General features: G+C 67.7%; 16 protein-coding genes and 1 pseudogene. 12 read left to right on the top strand and 5 right to left on the bottom strand.

Going from position 1 to position 17,209, the window contains the following annotated elements; all coding sequences use genetic code 11:
- The first annotated feature begins 45 nt into the window (after positions 1 to 45).
- The gene (locus ACFP2T_RS08240) at positions 46 to 453 is read left to right on the top strand and encodes a VOC family protein (protein ID WP_377419330.1); all 408 of its coding nucleotides are present in this window, start codon (positions 46 to 48) and stop codon (positions 451 to 453) included.
- A 44-nt stretch (positions 454 to 497) separates the two neighbouring features.
- Here the strand turns inward: ACFP2T_RS08240 and ACFP2T_RS08235 are convergent, their stop codons facing one another.
- Together ACFP2T_RS08235 and ACFP2T_RS08230 are read right to left on the bottom strand one after the other, a co-directional pair.
- Positions 498 to 731: a hypothetical protein gene (locus ACFP2T_RS08235; RefSeq protein ID WP_377419328.1), complete on the bottom strand. Its 234-nt coding sequence runs from the start codon at positions 729 to 731 to the stop codon at positions 498 to 500.
- Positions 709 to 1,506 carry an SAM-dependent methyltransferase gene (locus ACFP2T_RS08230; RefSeq protein ID WP_377419326.1) on the bottom strand — a complete coding sequence of 266 codons (798 nt, stop codon included), beginning with the start codon at positions 1,504 to 1,506 and terminating at the stop codon, positions 709 to 711. Before ACFP2T_RS08230 ends, ACFP2T_RS08235 begins: the two co-directional genes overlap by 23 nt.
- A 61-nt stretch (positions 1,507 to 1,567) precedes the next feature.
- On the opposite strand from ACFP2T_RS08230, the pseudogene ACFP2T_RS48110 reads away from it, so the two are divergent.
- Both ACFP2T_RS48110 and ACFP2T_RS08225 read left to right on the top strand, forming a co-directional pair.
- A pseudogene (locus tag ACFP2T_RS48110) lies at positions 1,568 to 1,696 on the top strand (IS5 family transposase); the annotation flags it as partial.
- 72 nt (positions 1,697 to 1,768) lie between these two features.
- Positions 1,769 to 3,508, top strand: a complete 1,740-nt coding sequence (locus tag ACFP2T_RS08225; RefSeq protein ID WP_377419324.1) for a glycoside hydrolase family 43 protein — start codon at positions 1,769 to 1,771, stop codon at positions 3,506 to 3,508.
- Positions 3,509 to 3,569: 61 nt separating this feature from the next.
- Here ACFP2T_RS08225 and ACFP2T_RS08220 read toward each other — a convergent pair whose 3' ends face one another.
- Positions 3,570 to 4,289: a spermidine synthase family protein gene (locus tag ACFP2T_RS08220; protein WP_377419322.1), complete on the bottom strand. Its 720-nt coding sequence runs from the start codon at positions 4,287 to 4,289 to the stop codon at positions 3,570 to 3,572.
- 416 nt (positions 4,290 to 4,705) lie between these two features.
- Between ACFP2T_RS08220 and hppD the strand changes: the two genes are divergently transcribed.
- The 3 genes from hppD to ACFP2T_RS08205 all read left to right on the top strand — a co-directional run bounded on the left by hppD (position 4,706) and on the right by ACFP2T_RS08205 (position 9,160).
- The gene (gene hppD, locus ACFP2T_RS08215) at positions 4,706 to 5,701 is read left to right on the top strand and encodes a 4-hydroxyphenylpyruvate dioxygenase (protein ID WP_377419320.1); all 996 of its coding nucleotides are present in this window, start codon (positions 4,706 to 4,708) and stop codon (positions 5,699 to 5,701) included.
- Positions 5,698 to 8,052, top strand: a complete 2,355-nt coding sequence (locus tag ACFP2T_RS08210) for an aminotransferase class I/II-fold pyridoxal phosphate-dependent enzyme (RefSeq protein ID WP_377419318.1) — start codon at positions 5,698 to 5,700, stop codon at positions 8,050 to 8,052. Before hppD ends, ACFP2T_RS08210 begins: the two co-directional genes overlap by 4 nt.
- Positions 8,053 to 8,518: 466 nt before the next feature.
- Positions 8,519 to 9,160, top strand: coding sequence for a response regulator (locus ACFP2T_RS08205; RefSeq protein ID WP_377419317.1), 642 nt, complete (start codon positions 8,519 to 8,521; stop codon positions 9,158 to 9,160).
- Here the strand turns inward: ACFP2T_RS08205 and ACFP2T_RS08200 are convergent, their stop codons facing one another.
- Entirely contained in the window at positions 9,161 to 9,820 is a 660-nt protein-coding gene (locus ACFP2T_RS08200; protein WP_377419941.1) for an ABC transporter ATP-binding protein, read from the bottom strand. It lies immediately after the preceding gene.
- Positions 9,821 to 10,026: 206 nt separating this feature from the next.
- Between ACFP2T_RS08200 and ACFP2T_RS08195 the strand changes: the two genes are divergently transcribed.
- The 6 genes from ACFP2T_RS08195 to gntD all read left to right on the top strand — a co-directional run bounded on the left by ACFP2T_RS08195 (position 10,027) and on the right by gntD (position 16,382).
- Positions 10,027 to 10,866 carry a 2OG-Fe(II)-dependent halogenase WelO5 family protein gene (locus tag ACFP2T_RS08195; protein WP_377419315.1) on the top strand — a complete coding sequence of 280 codons (840 nt, stop codon included), beginning with the start codon at positions 10,027 to 10,029 and terminating at the stop codon, positions 10,864 to 10,866.
- Between the two features lie 304 nt (positions 10,867 to 11,170).
- The gene (locus ACFP2T_RS08190; RefSeq protein ID WP_377419313.1) at positions 11,171 to 12,754 is read left to right on the top strand and encodes an MBL fold metallo-hydrolase; all 1,584 of its coding nucleotides are present in this window, start codon (positions 11,171 to 11,173) and stop codon (positions 12,752 to 12,754) included.
- A gap of 20 nt (positions 12,755 to 12,774) precedes the next feature.
- Complete coding sequence (locus ACFP2T_RS08185) at positions 12,775 to 12,996, top strand: MbtH family protein (protein WP_377419311.1); 222 nt, start codon at positions 12,775 to 12,777, stop codon at positions 12,994 to 12,996.
- Positions 12,997 to 13,008: 12 nt separating this feature from the next.
- On the top strand, positions 13,009 to 13,824 hold the full coding sequence (locus tag ACFP2T_RS08180; RefSeq protein ID WP_377419309.1) for an alpha/beta fold hydrolase: 816 nt from the start codon (positions 13,009 to 13,011) through the stop codon (positions 13,822 to 13,824).
- The gene (gene vioD / locus ACFP2T_RS08175; protein ID WP_377419307.1) at positions 13,821 to 14,936 is read left to right on the top strand and encodes a capreomycidine synthase; all 1,116 of its coding nucleotides are present in this window, start codon (positions 13,821 to 13,823) and stop codon (positions 14,934 to 14,936) included. Before ACFP2T_RS08180 ends, vioD begins: the two co-directional genes overlap by 4 nt.
- A 444-nt stretch (positions 14,937 to 15,380) precedes the next feature.
- Complete coding sequence (gene gntD / locus ACFP2T_RS08170) at positions 15,381 to 16,382, top strand: guanitoxin biosynthesis L-enduracididine beta-hydroxylase GntD (RefSeq protein ID WP_377419305.1); 1,002 nt, start codon at positions 15,381 to 15,383, stop codon at positions 16,380 to 16,382.
- 111 nt (positions 16,383 to 16,493) lie between these two features.
- On the opposite strand, the gene ACFP2T_RS08165 is transcribed toward gntD, so the two are convergent.
- Positions 16,494 to 17,084 (bottom strand): nitroreductase family protein, encoded by a 591-nt coding sequence (locus ACFP2T_RS08165; protein WP_377419303.1) that lies wholly within the window; start codon positions 17,082 to 17,084, stop codon positions 16,494 to 16,496.
- Between the last annotated feature and the right edge of the window lie 125 nt (positions 17,085 to 17,209).

Here is a 17,209-nt window from a genome sequence, read left to right as displayed (position 1 = left end):
GCCATCCGCAACGCGGCTGGTGCGGTCGTCGCATAGCCTGCTGCCATGACTGGCGGGCCTACTCGTTTCGGTGGACGGAATGACGTCGTCCTGGCGGTGGTCCTGGACTGTGCCGATCTGGCCCGCTCGGGGGCGTTCTGGTCCGGCGCACTCGGGTACACCGCCGAACCGCTCTCGCCGGGGCGTTACCGGCGGCTGCTACCCCCGGACGGGAACGGCGTCGAGCTGCTGTTGCAGCGGGTTCCCGAGCCGAAGGCGCAAAAGAACAGGATGCACCTGGACCTGCGCGTTCCCGACCTGGAGGCGGAGGTGGTCAGGCTGTTGTCGCTGGGGGCGCGGTGCATCACCGGGGGCCCCGTCGAGGAAGACGGCTGGGCGTGGCACGTCCTTGCCGATCCCGACGGCAACGAGTTCTGCGTGCTGCGGCCACCGGCAACGCCCATCGAACCCTGACCACACCAGCTATGGACGGTCGGCGGGGATCGCGGGCGGACGGCTCAGGTCTGCGGTTCGGCGAATCGTCGGGCGATGTCGAGGTACTGCTCGTTGGTCCGAGCCGCTCGTTCTCTGATGTCGGCGCTCGTGCCCGGTACGTGGGGCAGTCGTTCGACGTACCCGGCCAGTTCGAGGTACCGACGCTGGGCGTACTCGCGGCAGGCCAGGCAGGTGACGTATACGCCGGAAACGCCGTTCGTGGACGCCGATCGGTCAGGGCTTGCGGGCCACGGCACCGTAGGCATCGATGTGTTCGGCGTGGAGGTCGTCCGGACGCCACTGCGTGACCGGTACCAGGCCGGGCTCCACCATCGCCAGCCCCTCGAACCACCCGGCGAGTTCGTCGGGACTGCGCAGGATGTACGGAACGCCGCCGCTCTCCACCAGCTTGTCGGCACCGTCGACCACTGCCGGACTGGTGTCGCTGCTGTCCCACAGCACCAGGTGGCTGCCGGAAGCGGCGACGCTCATCATCCGTCCCACGATGGAACGCACCACGTCGAGGTCGGGCTCGTAGCCCAGCACGCCCATGAACATCACCGCGACCGGTTCCTTGAAGTCCAGCGCCTTCGTCGCCTCGGCGAGGATCTTCTCCGGGTCGTGGTAGTCGGCGTGCACGTAGGTGGTCAGCCCCTCGGCGGTGGTGCCGGCGAGCAGGGCACGAGCGTGCACCAGCACCATCGGGTCGTTGTCGACGTAGACGATCCGGGACTCGGGCGCGATCTTCTGCGCGACCTCGTGGGTGTTCTGCATGGTGGGCAGGCCGGTCCCGACATCGAGGAACTGCCGGATGCCCGCCTCGGCGGCCAGGAAACGCACGGCACGGATGAGGAACCGCCGGGACTGCCGTGCCATGACGACGATCTCCGGGTACACCTCGGCCACGGCGGCTCCGGCGGCCCGGTCGGCGGGGAAGTTGTCCCTGCCACCCATCCAGTAGTTCCAGATCCGTGCCGCGTGCGGCACCTCAAGCTCGAGCTTCGAGCCGAGTTCGGAATCCGGGTCGACCATGGCCAGGCTCCTATCCGAGGGGATCGTCGAGTGAGGACCAATCCGGCGACGGGATCGGCACATCGTACGGCTCAAACGCAACCGGGCCGTCGCCACCCGCTTCGACAAACTCGCCGTCCGGTACCAGGCCACCGTCCACCTCGCGGCGATCAACGAGTGGCTCCACCCCTACTTACGAAACGCAGCCTAGGGTTACCGACGTGAATCTCTGCGCCAGCCGGACTGACCGGAGCGGAAATCTCACCGCCATGGGGAGGACGACATGACATCCGTGACCAGAAGCGCCGGAACAGATCCGGGCGAGGGCGGGCTGATCCGCAACCCGGTGTTGCCAGGCTTCAACCCGGATCCCTGCATCCTCCGGGTCGATGCGGACTACTACATCGCCACCTCGACCTTCGAGTGGTACCCGGGCGTACGGGTACACCACTCCACCGACCTGGTGCACTGGCGCCCGCTCGGCGGCATCCTCACCGAGCGGCGACTGCTCGACCTGGGCGGTGCCGCGGACTCGGCCGGTGTCTGGGCCCCCGACCTGAGCTATGTCGACGGGGTGTTCTACCTCGTGTACACCGACGTCTCCAGCTTCGCGAGCGGTTACTGGGACTCCCAGAACTACGTCGTCAGCGCCACCGACCTGGCCGGCCCGTGGTCCGACCCGGTGGCGCTGCACGCCCGTGGCTTCGACCCGTCACTGTTCCACGACACGGACGGTACGAGTTGGCTGCTGACCATGGCCTCCGACTGGCGGCCGGGGCGGGAACCCTTCGCCGGCATCCAGATCCAGGCGTACGACCGGGCGGCGGGCAAGCTGATCGGTGACGAGCGGCTGATCTTCGAGGGAACCTCGACCGGGCTGACCGAGGCACCCCGGCTCTACCGCGAGGACGGCTGGTACTACCTGGTCACCGCCGAGGGCGGAACCAGTTGGCCACACCAGGTCACGGTGGCGCGGTCCCGGTCGCTGTACGGTCCGTACGAAGTGGACCCCGACGGGCCGCTGCTGACCTCCTTCGGGCATCCCGACCTGACCCTCCAGAAGGCGGGACACGGCAGTTTGGTGTCCACGCCGGACGGGCAGTGGTATCTGGCCCACCTGGCGGCGCGGCCGTACACCCCACTCGGCCGGTGCGTGCTCGGCCGGGAAACGGCGATCCAGGCGGTGACGTGGGAGCCGGGCGACTGGCCGCGCATCGAGGGCGGCCTACCGTCCGAGACCGTGCCGGCGCCGACCGGCGTGACGGCGGGCGCGGTCCGGCCCGACCAGCACGACGAGCACGACGACTTCGATTTGCCGGTACTCGGCCCCGACTGGTCGACCCTGCGCCGTCCGGCCACGTCCGACTGGGTGCAGCTCACCGCCAGGAAGTCGCATCTGCGAATCTACGGCGGGCAGTCCCCGGTCGGCCGGCAGCGCCCCAGCCTGGTGGCCCGTCGGGTGACCGACCCGCACTGCGTCTTCGAGACCACGATGGAGTTCCATCCGGCCACCTTCCGGCAGCTCGCCGGCGTCACCGCGTACTACAACACCCGCAACTGGCACTACGCGTACCTGACGGTGGACGACGAGGGTCGACGGATACTCGAGGTGATGTCGTGCGACACCGGTAAGCGGACCCTGCACCCCGACTGCCGGATCGACGTCACCGGAGTCGACCGGGTGCGCCTGCGGGTCCGGTTCGACGGCCCGGTCGTCAGGTTCGCCTACTCGTTGCGCCCGCCGGCCGAGCCTGTCGGGGCCGGCGCTCCGGCCGAACCGGTCGAGGGCAGCGACTCGGCCGGGGCCGGCGACGACTGGCGCGAGCTGCCCGTCGAGTTGGACGCGACGATCCTCTCCGACGAGTACACGTCACACCTGGTGGAAGGTGAGCCAGCCGCGTGGGGCTTCACCGGCGCCTTCGTTGGCCTGTGGGTGCAGGACCTGGGGGCCGACGGCGGGTTCGCCGACTTCGACTCGGCGACGTACGAGGTCGTCGGGCCCGACCGGACCCAGCCGAGGTAGCCGGCCCACGATCCGAGGGCGATGGGCGGCCGTCGGTCATCTCGCCGAGGCCGCCCGCCCGCTACGGCCGGCGGCTCGCGACGTAGACGGTGTTGGCCGCCTCGCCGCCGTGCAGGTGGTTACGGAACCTGACGAGGTGTGACTGCGCGCTGTCGAACACCTCGGCGAGCGTGGCGTCGAGTTCCTCGTCGGGCGGATCGTCCGACCAGAGCGCGAACACGCCCTCCGGGTGGAGGTGGGCGGCGAGCCGGCGCAGCCCGTCGGTTGTGTAGAACGCGGCGTGGCTCGGATGCAGGACGTGCCGTGGGGTGTGGTCGATGTCGACCAGGATGGCGTGGAAGCGCCGGCCCGGCGTACGGGGATCGAAGCCGTCGGCGTCGTTCACCATCGCGAAGAAGTCGCCCTGGACGAGGTGGCTCCGCGGGTCCAGGGTGAGCCGGGAGGCGAGCGGCAGCAACTCCCGCCGGTGCCAGTCGATCACCTCGCCGAGCGCCTCCACCACCGTGAGCGTACGCACGCGCGGGTCCTCGAGCACGGCCGCGGCGGTGTAACCCAGGCCGAGACCGCCGACGACGACATCAAGATCAGTGCCGCGCAGCGCTGCCAGGCCGAGCCGCGCGAGTTCGATCTCGGCCACCGTGAACAGGCTTGACATCAGGTACTCGTCGTTGAGTTTGATCTCGTATACGTCGATGTCGAGCGCTGGATCCCGCCGGCGCCGCAGACTGATGGCGCCCATCGGTGTTTCGCGCCAGTCGATCTCCTCGAAGCGAGGACTCATCGGCCACCTCCCTTCCCTGCGCCCCTGGCTGGTGGCGATCGCAGTGGGACCGGTCGTTCCGGCGGCTGCGTCTCGTTTCGGCACGGTACAGGGCATTGGGGGCAACGGTGGGAGGTTGGAGGCCAGTCACGACCCGGAGGAGCCGACGGGTCCGCCGGAACTGGCGCTTTCGTGGGGCGGCGATGGGGGGCCGGTGGCAACCTGTTGCTGCCTACCCTGCGCCATGTGACCATGGCAACGGTTTCGATAAATCATTCTTCAATTCGAAGGCCACGTTCGACTTCGCGGTGGTCCGCGGCCAAGCGGCGCGATTCGGTATGCCTGCCCAGTCGGGGAATGCGCGTCGTGCTTGCGGAGCGCAGAACGGTGACCGTGTTGTTTTCGACAAGAGCGGCTATTCCCGTAGGAGGCTATCAATGACGGTCCTGCGTATCGGTCATATCGAACTCTATTCCAGTGACCGAGCCTCTCTTGTCAACTACTTCTCGACCGCGTTCGGGTTCGCCGAGGTCGCGTACGCGCGGGCGGAGTCTGCGGAGTCCACCCTGCTCGAGTGCGGCGACGTCCTATTGATGGTCACCGAAGGCGCGATTGCGACCGAGTTCCTGGACCGGCACGGCGATGGCGTGGCCGATATCGCGTTCGTCTGTGACGACGTTGCCGCGGTACGGGACCTGGCGCTCGGCGCGGGTGCCCGTCCGATGGGGCCGGACGGTGTCTCGGGCTTTGGCTCGGTCCGGCACACGCTACTGCCCGCATCGGCTCCGGACTGGCCGGCCGGCCTGTCGTGGACACCTGTCGAGGCCGTCGACCAGGGCGGGCACGTCAGGAAGCTGGACCACATCGCGGTGTGCCTCGCGGCCGGCGACCTGGTGGACTGTGCGGAGTTCTACCTCAAGGGGTTCGGCTTCGAGCGCTACTCGAGCGAGTACATCGAGGTCGGCAACCAGGCGATGGACTCGATCGTCGTGCGTAACCCCGCGGCCTCGGTGACCTTCACCCTCCTCGAACCGGTCGCGGACCGCGACGCCGGCCAGTTGGATGCTTTCCTGGCCCGCAACGGCGGTGCCGGAGTGCAGCACCTGGCCTTCCTGGTGGACGAGATCGTGCCGGCGGTACGTGACTACCGCAGCCGTGGCGTGAAGTTCCTGAGCACGCCGGGGGCGTACTACGACGCGCTCGCCGAGCGGTTGAGGGACATGACCCTGGAGATCGCCGACCTACGCGAAACCCATGTACTCGCCGATCGCGACGAGTGGGGCTACCTGCTCCAGCTCTTCTCCCGCTCCCCGCACCCGCGCAACACGCTCTTCTACGAACTCATTCAGCGCCGTGGTGCCCGGGGCTTCGGCAGTGCGAATATCAGGGCCCTCTACGAGGCTGTCGAACGGGATCGGATCGTAGCCGAGTGAACGTGCTGACCCTCGCGGAACTCGCCCGTCTCGCCAAGCTGAACCTGGAGCCGGCGGTCTGGGACTTCATCGAAGGCGGTGCGGGGGAGGAACGCACCCTCACGGCGAACCGGGACGCCTTCGACCGCGTCTGGCTGCGCCCGACGGTCCTGGCCGGCAACGGTACGCCGCAGATCGACACCGCGATCCTCGGTCGTCGCTGGGCGGCACCGTTCGGAGTGGCTCCACTGGGCTATCAGACCCTGGCCCATCCGGACGGCGAACTCGCCACCGTACGGGCGGCGGGTGAGGCCGGTGTCCCCGTCGTGGTGAGCACGTTCGCCGGACGTACCTTCGAGGAGCTGGCCGCGGCCGCCACCGCGCCGCTTTGGTTGCAGGTGTACTGCTTCCGGGATCGCGCGATCACCCGGGACCTCGTGGAGCGCGCCGGCCGCGCGGGCTTCGAGGCGCTGATGGTCACCGCGGACACCCCGTATCTCGGGCGGCGACTGCGCGACGAGCGCAACGGGTTCACGCTGCCGCCGACCGTACGGCCGGCGAACCTTCCCCCGGGCGACTACGCGTCGCCCAGTGCGCAGGCCAGGGCCCAGTTCGACCCGGCGCTCGACTGGTCCGTCATCGACTGGCTGCGCTCCATCAGCGACCTGCCGATCATGGTGAAAGGTGTCCTGACCGCCGCGGACGCGGTCCAGGCGATCACGGCGGGCGCGGACGGCATCGTCGTATCCAACCACGGAGGTCGTCAGCTCGACGGTGCGCCGCCGACGCTCAGCGTGCTGCCCGAGATCGCCAGCGCGGTGGCCGGCAAGTGCCCGGTCCTGCTGGACGGCGGGGTACGCCGGGGCGCGGACGTCCTGGCCGCCCTTGCGCTGGGTGCGGACGCCGTCCTGTTGGGACGCCCGGTACTGCACGGGCTGGCGGTAGGGGAGCAGGCGGGTGTCGCGCAGGTGCTCGACATCCTGCGGGCCGAGCTCGTCGATGCGATGTCACTCGCCGGGATCGCGGCGCTCGACGATGCCGGACCGGATCTGGTGCAGGAGTCCGAGCCGAGACGTCGCCGGGCCGTGTTGCACCGAGCGGATCTGCACGCCAGCCTCTCCGATCCGCTCATGGAGACGATGAACTTCCTGAACGAGATCGCGATGCGATACCCCGAGGCGATCTCGTTCGCGCCCGGACGACCGCACGACAAGTTCTTCTCGACCGAGCAGATCTTCGACCACATCCGGCGGTACCTCAAGCATCTGGAGAACGAGGGGCGCACACCGGACCAGATCCGCAGCCTGATGTACCAGTACGGCCCGACCGCCGGGCAGATTCGCGAGCTGATCGCGGACTCGCTCCGCGCGGACGAGGGCATCGACGTGCCGCCGGAGTCCATCGTGGTCACCGTCGGCGCGCAGGAGGCGATGCTGCTCGTCCTGCGGGCGCTGATCTCCGGGCCGACCGACGTGCTGATGGTCTCCAGCCCGTGCTACGTCGGCATCAGCGGCGCCGCACGGTTGCTGGACATCGAGGTGGTGCCGGTGGTCGAGCGGCCGGACGGGCTGTCGCCCGCCGACGTCGTGGACGCGATCGAGGTGCAACTCGCGCGTGGACGCCGGCCGAAGGCGCTGTACGTCATCCCGGACCATTCGAACCCGGCGGGTACGACCGTGCGCCTGCCGGCCCGGCGGGCACTCCTGGACATCGCCGCGCGCTACGACGTCCTCCTGATCGAGGACAGCCCCTACCGGCTGGTCAGCCCCGGGACCCAGCTGCCGACGCTCAAGTCGCTGGACGTCGGACGCCGGGTGGTCCACCTGGGCTCCTTCTCCAAGACGATCTTCCCCGGCGCCCGGGTCGGCTTCGTCGTCGCCGACCAGCAGGTGGTCGACGCCGACGGGCACACCGGGCTGTTCGCCGACGAGTTGTCCAAGATCAAGAGCATGGTGACGGTGAACACCTCACCGCTCAGTCAGGCGGCGGTGGCCGGCGCGCTGCTTGCCGCCGACGGGCGGGTCGCCGCCCTCAACGCCGGACCGGCCACCCACTACGGCGAGACGATGCGGCTCATGCTGGAGTACCTCGACCGGCGGCTGCCCGCCGCGCGCCGGGACGCACTAGGCGTGTCGTGGAACCGGCCGACCGGCGGATTCTTCCTGACCGCCTCGGTGCCCTTCCTCGCCGACAACGCGGCGCTAGCCCGCTCGGCCGAACACTTCGGGGTCCTGTGGACGCCAATGTCCTACTTCTATCCGGGTGGGGGCGGAGAGCACGGCATCCGGCTGTCGACCAGCTACCTGACCGCGACGGAGATCGAGGAGGGGACGTCCCGGCTGGCTCGGTTCATCGAGTCGGAGATCGCGTGAAGAAGGCGGCGGTCCTCGGCACCGGCTGACCGGAACCTCCGTGGCACCCGCGCTCATCCGGCACGGTGGGCGTCCACCTGAGCAACGTGGACGGGTTCGCGGCCAGGACTGCGGCGATATGCGGCGTGGGTACGCTCGACCGGCCGATCGACCTCGCGGTGGCGGCCGTACCGCCGTCGCGGGTCGCCAGCGTTCCGGCGCGGGCAGCGGGCCGGCATCGCCGTCGATTACACATGGCCGCCACTGGGTACCGACTCCGTCGGCGCTGGCCGATCCCGACGTGTTGGACCATGCGACAGCGCCGACGGCGCGAGGTGCGGGCGACGGATCCGTCCCGTTCGTCCGGTCGACCAGGTAGCCTGGGTCGACTCCGAAGCCGGCCGGCAGGTCCTGCAGGCCCGAGGTCAGCGAGGACCGGCTCGCCAGGGCAGGTGGTACGGGGGATGAAGTGATCAAGGTGTTGGTCGTGGACGACCACGAGGTCGTCCGCCAGGGACTGCGGTTCGTACTGGAACAGGAACCCGACTTCAAGATCGTGGGCGAGGCGGCCGACGGCGCAGCCGCGCTCACCGAGATCCGGCGGCTGACGCCCGACGTGGTACTGCTGGACATGATGATGCCGGTGCTGGACGGCATCGGAGTGCTGCACGCCTTGCGGTCGTACGACGAACAGCCGGCGGTAATCGTGCTGACCTCGTATCCGGGAGAGGAACGGGCGATGAAGGCGGTCCGTGCGGGAGCCTTGTCCTACCTGCCGAAGAGCACTGCGGTCGACCGGGTGACCGAGGCGGTCCGGGCCGCCGCCGCGGGCGGCAGTGTGCTGGAGCCGGGGGTGGCCGCGTTGCTCGTACGCCGGCTGCGGGAGCGGGACGGCGACGGTCCGCTGGAGAGGTTGTCGACTCGCGAACGTGAGGTGCTGGCCGCGCTGTCGCGAGGGCGGTCCAATCGCGAGATTGCGCGCGCGTTGTCGCTCGGGGAGCAGACGGTGAAGTCGTACGTCTCCAGCATCCTGACCAAGCTGAACCTGCAAGATCGCACCCAGGCGGCGATCTTTGGTCTGCAGCAGGGGCTGGTGCCGCTTGGCGAGGCGCTGCAGACCGACCAGTGATCAGTCCACCAGCAGGCCGTCGCGCATCACCACGCGGGAGTGACAGGCATCCGCGACGGCCTTCTCGTGGGTCACGATGACCATCGTGGTGCCGGCCCGGTTGAGGTCGCCGATCAGCTCCATGATCTCCTGGCCATTGCCGGAATCGAGGTTGCCGGTGGGCTCGTCGGCGAAGACGATCGCCGGCTTGCCCACCACCGCCCGCGCGATGGCCACCCGCTGACGTTCCCCGCCCGACAGCTTGGTCACCCGGTGGCGGATTCGGTGCCCGAGGCCGACCCGCTGCAGCGCCTCGGTTGCCGCGGCCCGCCGCTCGCGTGCGGGCACGCCTCGGTAGAGCAACCCGTTGGCGACGTTCTCCACCGCGTTCAGCGCCTCGAGTAGGAAGAACTGCTGGAAGACCACGCCGACCCGGTGGGCGCGCAGCCCGGCGAGCTGGCGATCACTGAGCTCCTCGACGGGATGGCCGTCCAGCCGGACCGAACCGTGCGTCGGGCGGTCGAGTGCCGCCATCAGGTTCAACAGGGTCGACTTCCCCGAGCCGGAGGCGCCGGAAATGGCCAGCATGTCGCCGGCTTCCACACTGAGGTTCACCCCCCGCACCGATTCGACGGGCGGCTCACCGGGGTAGATCTTGCGGACGTCACGCAACTCGAGCACTGGCATGCTTCCACGGTGGCCGCTGACACCCCACGCCGCATCCCCCAAAGGTAGATCGGGCCGTGCCTCCTTTTGGGGGGACCCCGCCTACTTGACATCTCAATGGTGGCTCGATGGGGCTGCTCTGACGGCGTGGTGGCGGTCCTTGTCCGGCTTCCCGGCGCTATGCGAGTGTGGGGCCATTGGCAGAAGGAAGGGTGCTTCCTATGACGTCCCAAGGATTTGCTCCGCTGACCGGGGTGCGGATGGACCGTCAATTCTTCCGTTTCGAAGAATACCTCGAGTTCGATCCGGCGCTGGTGGTCGACGTACTCCAGGGCCGGCGCTTCGGGGTGATATTCCGTGACGTGATTCCGGTCGCCGCGCAGAAGGAGATGGTCGCCAAGTTCTGGAACAGTCCCGCGCTCCGGCGACGTACCGGCGAGCCGTCGTACCACGTGGGCACCTACCACTGGAACAAGCCCATAGACACCTATCTCGCCGAATCGGCGGCGGAAACGCCTCACGTCATGGACGTGCTCGACGTGACCGACTCTCCGTGGCATTGGTTCCGGTCGGTCCTGGCGGAGGAGTTGGCCCGCGAGGGCGCGTCACTGCGGCTCGCCGAAATGAGCGGCGCAAAGGCCTGCCCGGCCTTGATCAGAGCTTGGAACAAGGAGGGCGACTTCTCCCTCGAACCGCACGAGGACGCGGCTCAGTGCCGGGATCCGCAGCAGGCGGGTTTCGAGGCGCAGCAGGTGCTCGATTACGAGATCTGTGCCGTCAACATGTGCATCGAGCACGAGGAGGGCGGGCGGTTGGTGCTCTGGAACATCCGGCCGGACGACGAGACCAGGCGGCGGCTGGATATTGAGCACACCGGGTTCTCCTACCCTCCCGAGACACTGACCGACTTCGAACAGATCCGGCTCGACATCCGACCGGGCGACATCTACGTCTTCAACGGCCGGCACGTGCATGCGGTCGACGCGAGCCGTGGAAACCGTACGGCGGTTTCGTTCCTGCTCGGATACATCGACGACCGGACGGTGGTCACCTGGACCTGACGGTCAGGTCCAGGGCGGTGGGAGGTTGCGGAGCCTGGGTACGGACGAGGCTTGCCCCAGACCCGGAACAGCCGATCCAACAGTCAGGTCAGCACGTTGCGGCGTTTGACGAACGCTGCACCCCAACACTGCAACCTCGGTAATGCGCGGACTCGCGCCCGGACCAGATATCGACGGCCAGCGGTCTCTGTGGAGGCCCACTGGAGCCGTTCTGGCAGACCGCTAGCGGCCCTTGAAGGCCCTGCGGACGGCGTGTGAACATGATCCGGGACTCGGTGCACACAGGCTTCAATGAGGGGCACGCATGAGTGAGCAACAGCGCTTTCTTCGGCCGAATGTCATCATCGAGCCGTTGGTCGATGGCTTCTATGCTTGGCACCACACCGTGGCGCCGGTTCAGGCAGCGATGAATCTGGCATTTCTTCAGCTGCCGATGCTCGAATCGTATCTGCAGGCACCACAGGTTCACGAGGCGGCCAGCAGCAACCCGGACCTGCGCGGCGGCTATTTCGTGAACATTCCGGAGGCCCGCAGCGGCGAGGTCCGCGAGTTGGTCAACGCGATCAAACGGGACCGGGCGCACATGCTGCGGTTCGCCGAGGCGATTTCGGAGGCCGAGGCCCTGGTCAGGCAGGAGGCCAACGGGTTCGACCTGACGCCGCTCTACCCGAAGCTGCCCAGCGAGCTCGGTGGTCTGGTGGAGATCGCCTACGACACCGAGAACCAGGCGACGCTGCGGTTCATGGAGCCGATCGTCTACAAGAGTCGGGCCTACATGGAGGACCGGCAGTCGGTCCAGATCTCCATCGAGCCCGGGTACGAGCGGCCCTTCATCCTGAGCACCCCGCGACTGTCGTCGCCGGACGTGCTCGATCTGCGCATCCCGTTCCGGCACCCGGGGCTACAGGAGCTGTTCCAGGCTCGGGTCCGACCCACCACCCTGGCCCGACTGCGTGAGGCGTTGGAGCTCGACGACGACCAGGCCCGTCAGCTCGATGGGCTGCTCACCGACGAGTGCAGCCAGTCCCCGGACCGGCACATCGAGTCCGGCGGCCGGGTGCGCTACTTCGGGCACGCCTGCCTCGCCATCCAGTCGCCAGAGGCCACGGTCCTGACCGATCCGTTCGTCAACGCCGATACCAACTCGACCGGACGCTTCCTCTTCAACGACCTACCGGATCACATCGACGTCATCTTGATCACCCACGGGCACCAGGACCACATCGTGCTCGAGACGCTGCTGCAGTTGCGCGGCCGGGTCGGCACGATCGTCGTACCGAGGTCCTCCCGGGGCAACCTGTGCGACCCCTCGCTCGGGCTCTACCTGAGGCACCTTGGTCTGCCGGTCACCGAGGTCGACGACTTCGACGAGGTGCAGTTCCCGGGTGGCAAGGTCACCGCGACGCCGTTCCTTGGCGAGCAGGCCGACCTCGACATCCGTGGCAAGTCCACCTACTGGGTCGAGATGGCGGGTCGATCCATCTTCGTGGGTGCGGACTCGTCGGGCATCGACCCGAGGCTCTACCGCTACATCCGTGGCGAACTTGGCACCGCGGACATGGCGTTCCTCGGCATGGAGTGCGATGGTGCGCCGCTGACCTGGCTGTACCAGGCCCTGCTGACCAAGCCGGTAACCAAGAAGATGAGCGACTCCCGCAAACTCTCCGGATCGAACGCCGAGCAGGCAGGTGCGATTGTCACCGAGCTTGGCGTCGGCGAGGCGTACATCTACGCGATGGGCGAGGAGGACTGGCTGGGCCACGTCATGGCCACCAGCTACACCCCCGACTCCTTCCAGCTCAAGCAGATCGAGATATTCCTCGCCTGGTGTGCCGACAACGGTGTCAAGGCCGAGCACCTGCTCGGTCAGCGTGAATGGCGTTGGTAGCGAGAAATCAGGAGGACGTTGTGCGGACGGTGAGCTTCGACTTCGAATCGCCCGAGGCGCGATTCAAGGTGCTGATCAACGACGAGGAGCAGTACTCGCTGTGGCCCGGAGACCTTCCGGTTCCGGGCGGCTGGACCGAGACCGGGGTGCATGCCTCCAAGGAGGAGTGCGACGAGTATCTCCGCAAGACCTGGACCGACATGCGGCCCAAGAGTCTGCGCATCGCGCTCGACGGGGAATGACGCTCCGCCACCATGCCCCACGTCTTCACGAACGGCATTCGGCTCGCGTTCGACCGGCACGGCCGGGGTGAACGTGTGCTGTTCATCATGGGTTCGTCGGCCAGCGGCCGGGTCTGGACGCTGCACCAGACCCCGGCCGTGGCCGCGGCCGGCTATCAGGCGATCACCTTCGACAATCGGGGTGTCCCACCGTCGGACACGCCTCCGGGGCGGTACTCGATCGACGACATGGTGGCCGACACCAAAGGTCTCATCGAGGCGATTGGCGCCGCTCCCTGCCGGATCGTCGGCACCTCCCTGGGCGCGGTGATCGCCCAGGAACTTGCGATCCGCTGGCCCGAGCTGGTCCGGTGCGCGGTCCTCATGTCCACCAAGGCCCGATCGGATCCGGCCCGGGCCGCCCACGCCCGCGCTTATCGTGCCCTGGCCGAGAGCGGGATAGAGCTTCCGCCGGACTTCCGGGCCAGCGTCATGGCATTCGAGATGCTCTCGCCCGCGACCCTCAACGACGAGGAGGCGGCCGCCTCCTGGTTGGAGACGATGCGCCAGTCTGCGGGCGGCAAGGAACCGGCTCCGGGTCAGGCGTGGGTCGACGTCTCGGGGGATCGGCGGGAGGCACTGCGCGGGGTGACCGCGCCGTGCCGGGTGATCGCCTTCGCCGACGACCTCGTCACTCCTCCACATCTGGGCGCCGAGGTCGCCGAGGCCATCCCGAACTGCGACTTCGTCGAGATCGAGTCGTGTGGCCACTTCGGCTATCTGGAACGCCCCGCCGAGGTCAATTCCGCGATCGTTGAGTTCCTGGCCAAGAACGAGAGTAGCCCATGAGACTGCGGTCAGCGCCGCTGGAGGACTGGCTCCGCGACTACTACTTCAGCGCGGAGATCGACATCAGCTCCAGCGGCGTCCAACCGTACTCGATGGCCGAACTGCGGGCGATGACCGGCCTGCGGCAGACGGACCTGGACGAACTGGTCTTCGATGACGGCTACTCCGTCGGGGCTCCGGCGCTTCGAGAGGTCATCGCCGGGCGGTGGGGCAGTGGCGACCCGGCCCGGGTCATGACCGCCAACGGTTCCAGCGAGGCCATCTCACTGGTACTCATGGCCCTGCTCCAGCCCGGTGACGAGGTCGTGGTGGTCGAACCGGGCTATCACCTGCTGGTGGAGTTCGCCGTCGGACTCGGCTGTAAACCCCGCGTCTGGCGGCTCGACCCTGCCCGGGACTTTCGGCCGTCCCTGGACGAACTGGCCGCACTGGTGACCGACCGCACCCGTGCGATCATCGTCAACTTTCCCCAGAACCCGACCGGAACGTCCATTACCGAGCCGGAACTGCGGCGCATGGTCTCCATCGCCGACAGCGTCGGTGCCTACCTGCTGTGGGACGCGGCGTTCGCCAGCATGGTCTATGACACCGAGCCACTTCCGAACGTCGCCACGCTGTACGACCGCGGCATCGACTTCGGCACCTTCTCCAAAGCGTTCGGGCTGCCGGGCCTGCGCTTCGGCTGGTGCGTCGCGCCCCCCGAGGTGCTCACCGACTGCGTGCGCATCCGTGACTACACCACCCTGCACGTGGCGCCGCTCATCGAGCTTCTGGCGCTACGGGTCCTGAGGAACGCCGACGCGTTCCTGGAGCCTCGGTTGAAGCAGGCAAAGGTCAACCGCGAGATCTTCGGCCAGTGGGCCGAAGCGCACGCCGACCAGATATCGGTCTCGCTCCCCATGGGTGGCGTCGCGGCCTTTCCCCGGCTGAACGGCCTGTCCAACACCGACGCCTTCTGCGACGACCTGTTCCAGCGCCGCGGCGTCCTGGTCATTCCGGGATCCTCCTTCGGAGCCCCCGAACACATCCGGCTCGGTTTCGGTGGACCGACGGACAAGCTCGTCGAGGGCCTGGACCGCCTGACGCAGGAGCTGTCCACCTGGGGCGGCTGACGTGGTCGGTGGGCCCGCCGGTGCCATGGGCCCGGGTCATGCGATCTCAATAGACGTTTCGCGTGGGCCAGAGTGTCTGACCGGTAATGGGGTGCCGATGGTGCCGCCCTGGAGATCGAATAGCGACTCTTGTCGGGCAACGGCGGTAGGTGTGACGATGGGATTACAAAGGCAGCTCATTAAAATGCCTCGATAACGGATCGGCTCTTACTCTGACTGACGGTGCTGCTTGTAGTGGCAGCCATCGCCCGGATAAGAGTTGCGAATTAGCGTTCGCGACGCAGCGCAGAGCACGAAGTAAAGCATCATGTGCGGATGTCGATGTCGAAGGCGCCTGGTCAGGATCTGGATCTGACAGACGCCTTCTCAACCGGGCCGGAGAGTGCATCTCGATGGCGCACCTGCAATACCCCGATCGTCAACTGGTAGGAGAGGATCGTCAGCATGGACAGGTTGGAGCTCGACCAGGCCGAACTGGACGAGGTGACGGAGCTGCTGGACGAGTACGAGGCGGAGTTCGAGCGGCTCGACACCGAAGCGGCGCTGCACCGGGCCACCGTGGTTGCCCACCAGTTGCCGGCCAGGATCCGGAGCCACCTCAACGCCTTCCGTCTTGAGCAGATGTCCGGCGTGCTCTGCATCTCGGGCTACGTCGTCGACCAGGACCGCCTCGGACAAACCCCTGGGCACTGGCGGGATCGACCGCGGCGGTCCCCGGCGCACCGGGAGGAACTGCTCCTCATCCTGTACGGCTCGTTGCTCGGCGACCCGTTCAGTTGGGCAACCCAGCAGGACGGTCGGCTGGTCCACGACGTCGTCCCGATCAAGGGGCACGAGAACGAGCAACTGGGCTCCAGCAGCGAGTCGCTGCTGACCTGGCACACCGAGGACGCCTTCCATCCCCTGCGCGGAGACTTCCTGTCGTTCGCCTGTCTCCGCAACCCCTACGGTGCGGCGACAACGGTCGGCTACGCGGACAGCCTGGACCTGCCGGACGCCGTCAAGGAGGTGCTGTTCCAGGAGCGGTTCAGCATTCGCCCCGACGAGTCCCACCTGGCCAAGAACAACTCGGAGCCAGGCATGGAGGCCTTCGACGACATCGAGAAGATGCAGCGGGACCCTGACCGGGTCGCGGTACTGTTCGGCGATCCGAACCGACCCTATATCCGGGCCGACCCGTATTTCATGAGCGTCGATTCCAAGGATCAAGAGGCGCGGTCGGCGCTGGACGAAATGACCAAGGCAATGGACGAGCTGATGTTCGACCTCAGGCTCGAGGGCGGCGACTTCTGCTTCCTGGACAACTACCGGGTGGTCCATGGCAGGAAGCCCTTCAAGGCCCGGCACGACGGCACGGACCGTTGGCTCAAGCGGGTCAACCTCACCAGTGATCTGCGGAAGTCCCGTGCGGCGGGCGCGGCCAGAGGAGTGCGGTCCGTCCACTGAGCAGTGTTGGGCAGCGACGCGTCGGAGGCCGGCGTCACCCCGCGCGAGCGGGGCGGCGCCGGCCTCGACCGTAACCGCACCATCCCTGGTCAGGCTCCGGGCCCGATCGCTTCACTTGGATTGTGGTGCTACGGCAAGGTCGGATCGGAAAAAGCCGTCGAGCTCCAATGAGGACAGTTTGTCACTGAAATCCTCCGGCGCCCGCGGCGGAAGTGCCTGCTCTCGCGACGGGGTGCCGATGTAGAGCCAGCCGAGCAGCCGCTCGTCCGGCCGCAGGCCGAGGAGCTGGTGGGCGCTCGGCGAGTCGGTGAACGCCCCGGTCCGCCAGATGCTCCCGTAGCCCCTGGCGTGGAGCAGGAGCATCAACGCATGGTTCATCGAGCTCGTCGCGGCGAGCTGTTCCCACTCTGGGATTTTATGCCCGAGCCGGGGCTGGAAGACCAGCGTCGCCAGCAGCGGAGCGCGCAGAGCCTTCGCCGACGTCTGGTCGGGACGGTCCGAGCCCGCGTCGGCGGCGAAACACGCGCCGAGCGCGACCCTCTCGGTGTCGCGTACCAGGATCCAGCGCCAAGGCCTCAGTAGTCCGTGGTCGGGCGCCGTGGCGGCCGCCTTCAACAGGTCGGCGAACTCGTCGGTGTCCGGGGCCGGCTCGGTCAAATACCGCTCACTCCTGCGGGTGAGGATCGCGGTGACAACGTCCATGTCGGCTGCTCTCGTCAGGGCCTCCCCGGTCGGGGTGCGATCGGGACCCGATCGCGAGTTGAATTCTGCACGGTGCATTGCTCGAATGGACGGGCGATATCAGGCTGAACCGCCGCCTTCACCGG

The sequence above is a fragment of the Plantactinospora solaniradicis genome (assembly GCF_042658085.1).
GTDB lineage: Bacteria > Actinomycetota > Actinomycetes > Mycobacteriales > Micromonosporaceae > Plantactinospora > Plantactinospora solaniradicis.
This window is presented reverse-complemented; position numbering and strand designations above follow the sequence as displayed.